We start from the raw sequence: 12,487 nt of genomic DNA on the forward strand, positions 1-12,487 counted from the left end.
TGCAAACATGTAGTCGAACCTGGGGCCCGGTCGCGCCCCCCTCCTGCTGGTCGGCAACAGTATCCAGCAGCCTGTCCAGCAACTCGTCTTCTTCGATGATGTTGGGGCGTGCCACCGATACAGCCTATGTAGCAACGGTATTGAACCGCCACCGGCGACTCGAGGACCCGCGCAAGAGTTATCTTCACCGTGATGGTAAATGGCTGTGTTGCAGCGGTTTTCCGTGCAGCTAGGCTGCGTGGGTGGCCGATCATCCGTCGTCATACCTGGTGCTGGCATCGCAGCGCAGTGGCAGCACACTGCTGGTCGAATCCCTGCGTGCTACCGGTGTGGCCGGCGAACCGCAGGAGTTCTTCCAATACCTGCCCAGTACCAGCCAGTCCCCGCAGCCGCGGCAGTGGTTCGAAGACGTCGACGACGAGTCGATTCTGAGCCTGCTCGATCCGTTGGACGAAGGCAAGCCCGACCTCGCACCACCGGAGATCTGGCGCGACTACATCCGCACCGTCGGCCGCACCCCCAACGGGGTGTGGGGCGGCAAGCTGATGTGGAACCAGACGCCGCTGCTGCTGGACCGGGTGGCCGGCCTGCAGGAGCGCTCGGGCGACGGACTACTGGCCGCGATCCGCGACGTCGTCGGCGAGGACCCGCTGCTGATCCACATCCACCGGCCCGACGTCATCTCGCAGGCCGTCTCGTTCTGGCGTGCCGTGCAGACCCGGGTGTGGCGGGGACGGCCCGATCCGGTCCGCGACGCGCGCGCCACCTACCACGCCGGCGCAATCGCGCACGTGGTCAAGATGCTGCGGGCTCAGGAGGCGGGCTGGCAGAACTGGTTCGAAGAGGAGAACGTCGAGCCGATCGAAATCTCCTATCCGGTGTTGTGGCGCAACCTGACTCAGGTAGTGGGCGACATCCTGGAGCGCCTGGGTCTGGACCCGCGGCTGGCACCCGAGCCGGTGCTGCAGCGCCAAGCCGACCAACGTTCCGACGAGTGGGTGGACCGCTACCGGGCGGACGCCGAGAGAGAAGGACTGCCGACATGACCACTGCGGCCGATACCCGGACCGACTCCCGGCAGGTCGACGAGCTACGGTTGCTGGAAGCCGAGGCCGTGCACATCATCCGCGAGGTCGTCGCCGAACTGCAGCGGCCGGTGCTGCTGTTCTCGGCCGGCAAAGACTCGATCGTGCTACTCAGGCTGGCGGAGAAGGCATTTCGTCCGTCGCCGTTGCCGTTTCCAGTGATGCACGTCGACACCGGACACAACTTTCCCGAAGTCATCGAATTCCGGGACCGCCGCGTCACCGGGGCAGGGCACAAGCTGATCGTCGCCTCGGTACAGGAATCCATCGACAACGGCCGGGTGCCCGACCCGGGCCCGACCGCCTCACGCAACCGCGCCCAGACCCGCACCCTGCTCGACGCCCTGGAGGCCGGGGGTTTCGACGCCGCGTTCGGCGGCGCCCGCCGCGACGAGGAACGCGCCCGCGCCAAGGAACGGATTCTGAGCTTCCGCGACGAGTTCGGCCAGTGGGACCCGCGCGCCCAACGGCCCGAGCCGTGGACGCTGTACAACGGGCGGATCAAGAAGGGCGAGCAGGTCCGGGTGTTCCCGCTCAGCAACTGGACCGAACTCGACGTCTGGCGTTACATCGAGTTGGAAGACCTGGAGATTCCGTCGATTTACTACGCGCACGAACGCGAGGTGTTCGAGCGCGACGGGATCCTGTTGGCGGTGTCGGAGTACGCCGGCCCGCAGGACGGCGAAACAGCCGCCGTGGAATGGGTGCGCTACCGCACCGTCGGCGACCTGACCATCACCGGGGCGGTGCGCTCCCAAGCCACCGACATCACCGGTGTCATCACCGAGATATCGGCGGCAACGGTGTCCGAGCGTGGCGAGACCCGCGCCGACGACCGCACGTCGGCCGCCGCGATGGAAGACCGTAAGCGAGAAGGGTATTTCTGATGGCTGTCTCCGAAAAAGTCGAGAAGACCGAGAAAATCCTTCATCCCAGGGGCGTCACCCGCCAGCTGCTGCGCATCACCACCGCCGGCTCCGTGGACGACGGCAAGAGCACCCTGATCGGCCGGCTGATGCACGACACGGACAGCCTGCCGCTGGATCATCTGGAAGCGGTCACCGACGAGGAGGGTGTCGCCGATCTGGCGGCCCTGTCCGACGGCCTGCGTGCCGAACGCGAACAGGGCATCACCATCGACGTCGCCTACCGGTTCTTCTCCACCGAGACGCGCAGCTACATCCTGGCCGACACGCCCGGCCACGAACGCTATACCCGCAACATGTTCACCGGCGCCTCCAATGCCCACGTCGCCATCCTGCTGGTCGACGCGCGCGCCGGGGTGCTGCGCCAGACCCGCAGGCATGCCCGGATCGCAAAACTGTTGGGCATCAAGCACTTCGTCGCCACCGTCAACAAGATCGACCTGATCGACTTCGACCAGTCCGGCTTCGACAGGGTGGCCGAGGAACTCGCCCAGATGGCGGCACGGCTGGGCGACGTGGACATCACGGTCATCCCGATCGCGGCCAAGCACGGCGACAACGTCGTGCACCGTTCCGAGCGCACGCCGTGGTACACCGGCCCGACCCTGTTGGAGTACCTGGAGAACGTGGAACTCGCTGCGCCGCAGGCCGAGGCGTCGCGGTTGCGGCTGCCGGTGCAATGGGTGTCGCGACCGACGGACCATCAGCGCCGCCGCTACACCGGGCGGCTGGCCGCCGGAACACTGCGTGTCGGCGATCCGGTGGTATCGCTGCCCGCCGGCACCCGCTCGACGGTGACCTTGCTGGACACCCTCGACGACAACCGAACGACAGGTGTTGCACCGCTGTCGGTTTCGATCGAGTTGGCCGACGACATCGACGTGGGACGTGGCGACGTGTTCGTCAGCGGAGCCGACGAGGCCGTTGCGCCGGTACTGGCCCGCGAACTCGACGCGCATGTGTGCTGGTTCGTCGACAAACCGCTGCGGGCCGGCGACCGGCTGGCCCTCAAACAGACCGCCAAGACCGTGCGCGCCACCGTGCAGGAGCTGCACTCACGGCTGGACCCGGAAACGCTCGACGAGCTCGATCAGCCGGTTGAGTTGACACTCAACGACATCGGCACCGTCACGCTGCGCACCAGCTCCGTCGTCGTCGCCGACAGCTACGAAGACAACCGGGACACCGGCGCATTCATCCTGATCGACGAAACCACCAACGACACCGTCGGCGCGGGCACCATCATCGAGCCGCGGGAGGTCAAACCGGGCGTACAGCAGCGCACCGACATCCGTTGGCATCCATCGGCATTGGATCGCAAGCACCGCTGGACGGCCACCGGGCAGTCGGGCGCGACCATCTGGTTCACCGGCCTGCCGGCGTCCGGCAAGTCCACCGTCGCGGTGGCCGTGGAGCGCGCATTGGTCGAATCGGGCCGGGTCGCCTACCTGCTCGACGGTGACAATCTGCGCCACGGCCTCTCCGACGACCTCGGCTTCTCCCCCGGCGACCGTGCCGAGAACATCAGGCGGGTGGGGCATTTGGCGCGCCTGCTGGCCGACGCGGGTGTGGTGGCGCTGGCCTCGCTGGTCTCGCCGCTGAAGTCCGACCGCGAGACCGCCCGGGCGCTCAGCGAAGCCGCCAAGCTGCCCTTCATCGAGGTGCACGTCGCGACGTCGTTGGCAGAATGCGAAAAGCGCGACCCCAAGGGGCTTTACGCCCGGGCGCGCAGCGGCGAGCTCAAAGGCCTGACCGGTGTGGACGCGCCCTACGAGGCGCCGGAGAGCCCCGACCTGGTGCTCGACACCACCGGAGCCGACATCGACGAACTCGCCGCGCAGGTGATCCGGCTGCTCGACGAGCGCAGCCCACGGCACTAAACTCACCGCGATCAGATCCATTGGCCGGCAAGGCCAGCGACGCGACAATTTCCGGAATGAGCAGCACAACGCCGCGGGGTGGCCGCGGCCTGGAGCGCCTCGGCTCGATCTCGATCGACTGGTGGGCGACGATACTGGCCGGGGTGATCGCCGTGCTGGCGATCACCGACATCCTGCCCCGCATCCCGTGGTGACCCCGTGAGCACCGTTCGGGTCGAGCCCGAAGACGTTCGCACCGATGCGCGTGGTCTACGGCCGCTGGACTACCTGCCCGGGCTGTTGCTGCTGACCGCCGTCGGCGTGCTGGGCAAGTACGCCCAGATCTGGTGGAACACCCTGGCCCGTCGACAGCACTGGACGGTGCCCGACATCGAGTACGTGCTGTGGGCGATCCTGATCGGGCTGCTGATCGCCAACACCGTCGGTCTGCACCGGTGGTTTCGGCCCGGAGTGGGGACTTACGAATTCTGGCTGAAGATCGGGATCGTGCTGCTGGGTTCGCGGTTCGTGCTCGGCGACATCGCCAAGCTCGGGGGCGCCAGCCTGGTGCAGATTCTGGTCGACATGGTGATCGCGGGGACCGTCATCCTGGCGGCCGCTCGAGCGTTCGGGTTGTCGGGCAAGCTGGGCTCGTTGCTGGCGATCGGCACGTCGATCTGTGGCGTGTCGGCCATCGTCGCCGCCAAAGGTGCCATCCGGGCCCGTAATTCGGAGGTGAGTTACGCGATCGCGGCGATCCTGGCGCTGGGCGCGGTAGCGCTGTTCACGCTGCCGCCACTGGGTCATGCGATCGGGCTCACCGACAACGAATTCGGTTTGTGGGCCGGTCTTTCGGTGGACAACACCGCCGAGACCACCGCCACCGGCTACCTGTACTCCGACCACGCCGGCAAGATCGCGGTGCTGGTCAAGTCGACCCGCAACGCTTTGATCGGTTTCGTGGTGCTGGGTTTCGCGGTGTTCTGGGCCGCCCGCGGTGAAGCCGACGAGATAGCGCCCGGCGTTGCCGCCAAGGTCGCGTTCATCTGGGACAAGTTCCCCAAGTTCGTGCTGGGCTTCCTGGCCGTGTCGGCGATCGCGACGGCCGGCTGGCTGACCAAGGGGCAGACCGCCAACCTCGCCAACGTGTCGAAATGGGCGTTCCTGCTCACCTTCGCCGGCGTGGGACTCAACACCGACATCCGCCAGATCACCCGAACCGGTTGGCGTCCTTTGGTTGTCGCCGTCGTCGGGTTGGTCGTCGTAGCGCTGGTCTCGCTGGGACTGGTGCTGCTCACCTCGCGCGTACTGCACTGGGGTGTGGGCAGTTAACCCAGCGTCACTGCTGGGCTGCGGCTGGGTGCGCCACGATACCGTCGCCGATTGCGGTCAATCGGGTCGGTCGTCACCGGGTTCGTCCATGCCGGTTTCGTACAGGATTTTCTCGGGGTGGTGGTATCGGTTGGTGCGACGCTGGCCGTGATCGAGGTGTGGTGGTGGGATCCATTCCACCTCGCCGTGAGCGTTGAGCTGGGTGGTCCAGCCTTGTTCGGCCAGCGGGTGGTGTTGCCCGCAGCCCCAGGCCAGGCCGTTGACGTCGGTCTCACCGGTGAGCGCATACGGGATCAGGTGGTGGACTTCGCATTTGTACCCTTTGACCGGGCAGCCGGGAAAGGTGCAGCCCCGCTGGCCGGCATAGAGCACCAGCCGTTGCGCGGGGCTGGCCAGGCGTTTGGTGTGATACAGCGCCAACGCTTTTCCCTGGTCGAAGATCGCCAGGTAGTGGTGGGCATGGCGGGCCAGGCGGATGACATCGGACATCGGCAGGATGGTGCCGCCGCCGGTCAATCCGCGCCCGGCCGCCGCTTCGAGTTCCTTCAAGGTGGTGGTGACGATGATGCTGGCGGGTAACCCGTTGTGCTGGCCCAAGGTCTGCGACATCAGCACCGCGCGTCCGGCGGCCAACAGTGCATCGTGAAACCGCTGGTCGGCCGAGCGCATATCGCGCCGCGCCGCCTCGGGTGAGGGTGCGGCGTCGACGGCGGGGTGCTCGTCGTCGCGGTTGCACTGGCCCGGAGCACCCAGCTTCGCGTCGATGGCTTCGAGCACCGCGCGCAGTTCGGGGTCGACGTAGCCGCTGATCGCCGACATCCGGTCCGCGCCTTGGCGGCCCAGCCGGATACCGCGCTTGCGGGCGCGGGCTTGATCGTCGGTGGGTTCGGGGCCGTCCTGGTTGAGCAGGTCGAACAGGGCGCGGGCATCCTCGCGCAGCTCATCGGGACGACACTCGCCCGCGAGCTTGGCGAGCTGCTTTTCGGCTTCGGCGCGCACCTCGGGCTGGATCGAGGCGGGCAACTCGGCCAAAAAGCTGCGGATCACGCTGAGGTGCTCGTCGTTGATCCGGCCGCGGGCGCGGGCCTGCGCGGTGTGGGGCAGCAACGGCGGCAACGGCTCGCCGGTCAACGCCTGGCGCGGGCCGAGGTCGGCGGCCGCCTTGATGCGCTGACCGGCCTGGGTGGGGCTGATGTGCAGGCGGTCGGCGATCACCGTGCGTAGCCTGCCGCCGATGTCGGCGCTGCTGCAGCGGGCATCGAGATGGTTGATCAGTTCGCACTCGGGGACTCGCGCCAGACGCGCAATCTGTTCGGCGGTTTCCAGCATCCCCAGCCATTCGGTGCCCGTCAGCGCACCAAAGGTCAACTCCGACCACCGTTTTGCATACGCGCGCAGCCCATCGACCACCTCGGTGATCTCCTCACGACTGCTGCACTGCATACCCGAAGACTACGAACCGGCACCGACAACTAGTCGCCCAGAATCCAGCCAATACAGACCATTTCACTCACAGCGAAACAATCCGCAACCCTAGCCGTCGCCGGCCGGTGTCAAGGCGCGCAACCGCTTCAGGGCGAGCCGGCCGAACTGGCGCGACACCGTCTGCGACCACCGGTCCACGTACCACGCGGCCTTCCACCAGCTGGGCACGATGATGACCCCGTCACCGCGCAGCACCGCACGCAGGGCACGCGCGGCGAACTCCTCCGGGGCCATCGGCCGCATCGGCTCCCAATACTTAAGGATCTGTTCGTCGCTGACGCCGGCGAAACGGCCGTACTTACCCATGGTGAGAATCGGAGTCCGAACTGCGCCCGGACACAGCACCGACACCCGCACGCCGTGACGCGCGGCCTCGAGCCGCAACACCTTCGAAATCGCAACGACCGCATGCTTGCTCGCGGTGTAGCTCGCCGAACCCGGCGCCGGTAACAGACCGGCCATCGAAGCGGTGTTCACGATGTGGCCGCTGCCCTGCCGGATCATGAGCGGGTAGACCGCTTGGATGCCGTGCACCACGCCGCGCAGGTTCACGTCGAAGACGTCGTTCCAGTCCTGAAGGGTGTAGGAGTCGATCTCACCGCCGACCCCGATCCCGGCGTTGTTGAACAGGTAGTCGATCCGGCCGCAGCGCTGTACCACCTCGCCCACGGCACCCTCGAACGGCGGATAGTCGCGCACATCGAGTTCGATCGCATGCGCCTTCGCGCCGGCCCGATCCAGCCGTCGCGCCAGGTCCCGCGCAGCCTCGATCTGGCGGTCGGCGATCCATACCTCGGCACCACCCTTGACCAACTCGGCCGACAACGCGGCGCCGATCCCGGACGCGCCGCCGGTCACGAAGGCGACTTTGCCTGAAACGCTCGCAGTCATTCGTGAAGACCAATCGCCGCCGCTACGACGCGACCGTCGCCCGCCTGTCCGCTCGCGACGACGCGTAGACCTCGGCCAGGAACTGCTCGACGGCCACCGCGGTGTGCGCCGCGCGCGCCGATCCGAAGATATCGAAAGCGTGCTGCGCCCAAGGCAATTCGGCATAGACGACGGGTTGGCGGCTCACCTCGCGCAGCCGCGAGGTGAAGCTGCGGGCCTGCTCCACCGGAATCAGCGAGTCGTTGGTGCCGTGCAGCACGAAAAACGGCGGCGCGTCTTCGGAGACATGGGTGATCGGCGAGGCCAGCCGGAACGGTTCGGCGATCTCACCCCGGCTCAGCTTGAACACCCGCTTGCCCAGCATGGCCGGCATCATCGGGTGCACGGCGTCGTCGCGGGTGAAGTCGTAGAAGCCGTAGAACGGTACGGCCGCCTGCACCCGGGTGTCGGCGTCTTCGAAGCCGGTCTGGAACAGGGGGTCGTTCGGGGTGAGTGCGGCCAGGGAAGACAAGTGCCCGCCGGCCGAGCCCCCGGTGATAGCAATCCACTCCGGGTCGCCGCCGTAGGAGGCGATGTTCTCCTTCGTCCACGCGATGGCCCGTTTGACGTCGACGATCTGATCCGGCCAGGTCGACCGCGGGCTCAGCCGGTAGTTCACCGACACACAGATCCAGCCGAGTTCGGCCAGGTGGCTCATCAGCGGATGTGCCTGTCCGCGTTTGTTTCCCACCATCCAGGCACCACCATGAACCTGTAGCAGCACCGGCGCCCGCCCGTCGCGGTCGAGGTCTGGCCGCCGCCAGATGTCGAGATGGTTTCGGGAGCCGAACTCGCCGTAACTGATGTCAGCGTCGTGCGCGTAGTCGCGCCAGATCCGCAGCATGCGCGCCGGTCCCGGTTTCTTCGCGGTCGCACCGCCGGATGCCGGGCGCTTCCACAAGTCCGCGCCGTCGGTGCGGCGGTCCTGACCCAGCCCCTCGTCCAGCGCCGCCGTCAGCGTCTCCTGGGCGTTGTGCCCGGCACGGCGCAGGCCCAGCAGGGCCACCCACGATGCAACAGCCACCGTCCAGCTGAAGACGGTCGTCCGCGGCGACCGTCGAGGAGTTACCGCGGCCAGCGCAGCGACGTGCGCGGCGAGCCCATACAACGGAAGCTCGGAGGCGAGCAGTCCATAACCGAACGCGTAGCCCGCCCCGTAGCCGCGCTTGCTGAACGGACGGTAGCCGTTAACCGCGAAAACCGCCCCTGCCAGAGCCACCAAAACCGCCGCTATTCGCTTCATCGCGCGCCTCCCCGTCGTTGCTCAACCAATCTAACCGCCCACACCGGAGCCCAGCTCACCCGGTTTCCCCGGCCTCCCCCGCCCCGCCGGCGTCCCGGGTCTCCGCGGGCTGCTCGACGATCCGGTAGTCCGGGTCGACGATGGTGACGGGCCCGTTACCGCTTTGGCGCGGCTTCCCGGTGAGCCGCAGCAACTGACCCGGTTGCACGTCGGCACCGCCATGACGAAACGAGATGGTGACCTCCCCGGTGTCGTCGGCGACCACGACCTCGCGCAACGTCTGTCCCCGTTTGGTGATGTCCTCGACCTCGCTGACGCGTCCTTCGAAGGTGGCGCGCTGACCGGGGATCAGGCCGGACACCGGAATCAACGACGGTGAGCGGTCAGAGTTGTCGGGATGCGCGTAGGCCTCGGCGCCTCGCGCCTCGTCCCGCGAGACCCACGCTTCGAGCTTGTCGAGCTCGCGGGCCAGCCGCTGCTCGAAGCGCTGCGGGTACGCCTCCTGGACCCGGGACTGCACGTCGTAGGGCACGATCGTCGCGGCCGCGTTCGGCAGCAGGCTGATCGCGCGGGCGATCTTGTCAGCGGTGCGGTCGTGCAGCAGCCGCCCAAGCAGCGGCGCATACGTCCGGCGGGGCAGCAACACCGTCACATTGGTATCTTTGTGCTCTTTGCTCGCCTTGGCGACCAGTAACTGCGCAGCCCGGTTTATCCGCCGGTCCGGGCAGTCCACCACCCGCAGCGGGGTATCCAGATCGAAGCTGTCCCAACGCTTTCGCAGCTGCGCGGCATGCTGCGCATCGACCATGAAGTGCACCGCGGTCAGCTCGTCGGCGCGCAATCCTTTGCCGTACCGCAAGGCTTCGAGCGCCGCGAGGTCAAGCGAATTCACGAAAACGAAGACCTTGTGCCTGGCGTATTTCACCAATTCGGGTCGGTCGGTGCGGAACGTCTCCAAAATGGCTGCCTCCGCGCGGTATTCCTTGTTCAGCCGCATCAGCCCGAGCACCAGCAGCGGGAACAGAACGACCACCAGCCAGGCTCCCTCGGTGAACTTCGCCACCGCGAAGATGCCGACCACCACCGTGGACAGGATGCCCGCGGACAGGTTGATCGCGAGTCGCCGTCGCCAGCCCGGCTCCCGCTGAGTCAGGTGGTGTTTGGTCATCCCATAGCCCGCCATCGAGAATCCGGTGAACACACCGATGGCGAAGACCGGAATCAGCGCGTTCACCGAGCCGCCGGTGGCCACCAGCAACGTCACCGACAGCGCGGTGAGCGTGATGATGCCGTTCGAGAAGACCAGTCGGTGACCACGTTTCATCAACTGCCTGGGCAGGAAGCGGTCTTCGGCGACGAAACTGGCCAGTGCGGGGAAGCCGTTGAAACTGGTGTTCGCGCCGACGTAGAGAATGGCAGCCGTCGACGCCTGCACCAGTATGTAGCAGATGTTTCCAACCAAACCGTTACCGAACACCGCCCGGCCGATCTGTGACAACACCGACGGATATTCGGTCAGATACGGCGTTGCATGCGTGACGTGGGCGAGATAGGCGACACCGGCGAGCAAGAATCCCAGAATGCACGCCATCGCCGTCAACACCCGGCGTGCGTTGCGGCCCTGCGGTTTCCGGAACACGTCGACGGTATTCGAGATCGCCTCGACGCCGGTGAGCGACGAACCGCCGTTGGCGAACGCGCGCAATAGCACCAGGATGGTCGCACCCATGACCAAGCCGTTGCCCTGATGAACCGGCACCGCGCCGGCGATGTGCTCCGGATCGAATGTCGGTAATCCCCAGAATATTTCGCGGACGACACCGACCACGATCGTCAAACCGATCATCACCACGAAGAAATAGGTCGCGGCCGCGAACGGCCAGCCCGCTTCGCGCAGTCCCCGCAGGTTCAGGTAGCAGATGGCCAGCACCACGCCGACGGTGATCTCCAAGCTGTAGGGACCCAGTGCCGGGATCGCCGACACCACTGCCACCGTTCCCGCCGCCGCCTGCACTGCCACGGTGACGACGTAGTCGATCAACAGTGCCGCGGCGGCAATCTGAGCCACCCGGGGCCCGAAGTTCTCCCGCGCGACGATGTAAGACCCACCCGCTCGGGTATAGGCCATGACGACCTGCCGATACGACGCGGTCACCAAGGCCAGAATCACCAGAATGACACCGGTGATGGGGAGCAGCAACGCAAACGCTGCCAGCCCCGCGTGGGGCAACAGTTCGATCAAGACCTGCTCCGGGCCGTAAGCCGTCGACGAGATCGCATCAGGCGAAAGGGCGCCCAATGCAACCTGATTCGACAGCTTTTCGGCCCCCAGGGACTCGGTGATCAGCGGTCTACCCAGAAACACCCGCCTGGCCACGTCCCCGATCGACACCGGTATCCGCATTTTGCCGGCCGAATCACCGGTCGAACCCGCAGTGCCACTAGCAGTCGTCACAAGCCAATTCCTTACCGACACGCGCCGAGAGGAGCATTCGATGCATTCTGCCGCCTCGGATGCCAGGCACCTAGCTCTGCAGGCGCTCGACCGCCGCGGCGACGCGCTCGTCGGTGGCGGTCAGCGCAACCCGCACGTGCCGCGCGCCGGTGGGACCGTAGAAGTCGCCGGGGGCCACCAGGATGCCGCGGTCGGCCAGCCAAGCGACCGTCTGGTGGCAGTCTTGGGCACGGCTGGCCCACAGATACAGGCCGGCCTCGGAGTGGTCGACGGTAAATCCCGCCGTGCGCAACGCCGGCAGCAACACGGCGCGGCGCTGCGCATACCTTTCCCGCTGCTGGCGCTCGTGGTCGTCGTCGTCGAGCGCGGCCACCATCGCGGCCTGCACCGGCGTCGGGACGATCATCCCGGCATGCTTACGTACCGCCAGCAACTCGGTGATCACCTGCTGGTCGCCGGCCACGAAGCCGGCCCGGTAACCGGCCAGCGACGACGTCTTGGACAGCGAATGGATCGCCAGCAGCCCGGTGTGGTCGCCGTCGCAGACCGCGGGATGCAGCACCGAAAGCGGCGCCGGTCGGTGGTCGGAGTCCCAGGCCAAACCGAGGTAGCACTCGTCGGAAGCGACCAGCACCCCACGCTCGCGCGCCCACCCGACCACCTTGCGCAGATGGTCGACGCCCAGCACCCGGCCGGTGGGATTGCTCGGCGAGTTCAGGTACACCAGCGCCGGGACCTGCGGGCCCAGCTGGGTCAGCGAATCCGCGCGCACGATCTGCGCCCCGGCCAGCCGGGCACCCACCTCGTACGTCGGATAAGCCAGCTCGGGTACCACCACAGTCGCCGCAGCATCCAATCCCAGCAAGGTCGGCAACCACGCGATGAGTTCCTTGCTGCCGATCACCGGTAGCACCGCGGACTCGGCGAGCCCGATCACCCCGTAGCGACGGGCCAGCGCCGCCACCGCGGACTGCCGCAGCTGCGGTGTGCCGGCGGTGGCGGGATAACCCGGCGCCGAACTCGCCGCAGCCAGTGCATCCCGAATCAGCGGCGCGACCGGGTCCACCGGGGTCCCGACGGACAGGTCGACGATCCCGTCCGGATGCGCTGCTGCCCTGGCCTTTGCCTCGGCCAGGGTGTCCCACGGGAACTCGGGTAGGGCGGCCGACAAG

Annotated in this window: 10 protein-coding genes; 5 read left to right on the plus strand and 5 right to left on the minus strand. The window is 67.0% G+C overall.

The features are described 5' to 3' along the window. Nucleotides 1-242: 242 nt before the first annotated feature. The 5 genes from MKCMC460_RS23965 to MKCMC460_RS23985 are packed head-to-tail and all read left to right on the plus strand — an operon-like array spanning nt 243 to nt 5,202. Nucleotides 243-1,046, plus strand: coding sequence for a Stf0 family sulfotransferase (locus MKCMC460_RS23965; RefSeq protein ID WP_236977532.1), 804 nt, complete (start codon nt 243-245; stop codon nt 1,044-1,046). Next, nucleotides 1,043-1,972: a sulfate adenylyltransferase subunit CysD gene (gene cysD, locus MKCMC460_RS23970; protein ID WP_236977534.1), complete on the plus strand. Its 930-nt coding sequence runs from the start codon at nt 1,043-1,045 to the stop codon at nt 1,970-1,972. Before MKCMC460_RS23965 ends, cysD begins: the two co-directional genes overlap by 4 nt. Further along, nucleotides 1,972-3,891 (plus strand): adenylyl-sulfate kinase, encoded by a 1,920-nt coding sequence (gene cysC / locus MKCMC460_RS23975; RefSeq protein ID WP_236977537.1) that lies wholly within the window; start codon nt 1,972-1,974, stop codon nt 3,889-3,891. Before cysD ends, cysC begins: the two co-directional genes overlap by 1 nt. 56 nt (nt 3,892-3,947) lie before the next feature. Then, nucleotides 3,948-4,085: a hypothetical protein gene (locus MKCMC460_RS23980; protein WP_236977539.1), complete on the plus strand. Its 138-nt coding sequence runs from the start codon at nt 3,948-3,950 to the stop codon at nt 4,083-4,085. Between the two features lie 4 nt (nt 4,086-4,089). After that, on the plus strand, nt 4,090-5,202 hold the full coding sequence (locus MKCMC460_RS23985) for a YeiH family protein (protein ID WP_236977540.1): 1,113 nt from the start codon (nt 4,090-4,092) through the stop codon (nt 5,200-5,202). 57 nt (nt 5,203-5,259) lie between these two features. Here the strand turns inward: MKCMC460_RS23985 and MKCMC460_RS23990 are convergent, their stop codons facing one another. From MKCMC460_RS23990 to dapC, 5 genes are all read right to left on the minus strand, one after another. Next, nucleotides 5,260-6,645 carry an HNH endonuclease signature motif containing protein gene (locus MKCMC460_RS23990; protein WP_236977541.1) on the minus strand — a complete coding sequence of 462 codons (1,386 nt, stop codon included), beginning with the start codon at nt 6,643-6,645 and terminating at the stop codon, nt 5,260-5,262. A gap of 90 nt (nt 6,646-6,735) precedes the next feature. Continuing rightward, nucleotides 6,736-7,578, minus strand: a complete 843-nt coding sequence (locus tag MKCMC460_RS23995) for an SDR family oxidoreductase (RefSeq protein WP_236977542.1) — start codon at nt 7,576-7,578, stop codon at nt 6,736-6,738. A gap of 22 nt (nt 7,579-7,600) precedes the next feature. Beyond that, nucleotides 7,601-8,860, minus strand: a complete 1,260-nt coding sequence (locus MKCMC460_RS24000) for an alpha/beta hydrolase (RefSeq protein WP_236977543.1) — start codon at nt 8,858-8,860, stop codon at nt 7,601-7,603. A 55-nt stretch (nt 8,861-8,915) separates the two neighbouring features. Continuing rightward, nucleotides 8,916-11,264 carry an APC family permease gene (locus MKCMC460_RS24005; protein WP_238306039.1) on the minus strand — a complete coding sequence of 783 codons (2,349 nt, stop codon included), beginning with the start codon at nt 11,262-11,264 and terminating at the stop codon, nt 8,916-8,918. Nucleotides 11,265-11,385: 121 nt separating this feature from the next. Beyond that, on the minus strand, nt 11,386-12,486 hold the full coding sequence (dapC, locus tag MKCMC460_RS24010; protein WP_236984366.1) for a succinyldiaminopimelate transaminase: 1,101 nt from the start codon (nt 12,484-12,486) through the stop codon (nt 11,386-11,388). Nucleotide 12,487 lies beyond the last annotated feature (1 nt).

The organism is Mycobacterium sp. 20KCMC460 (assembly GCF_022179425.1).
Classification (GTDB): Bacteria; Actinomycetota; Actinomycetes; order Mycobacteriales; family Mycobacteriaceae; genus Mycobacterium; species Mycobacterium kiyosense.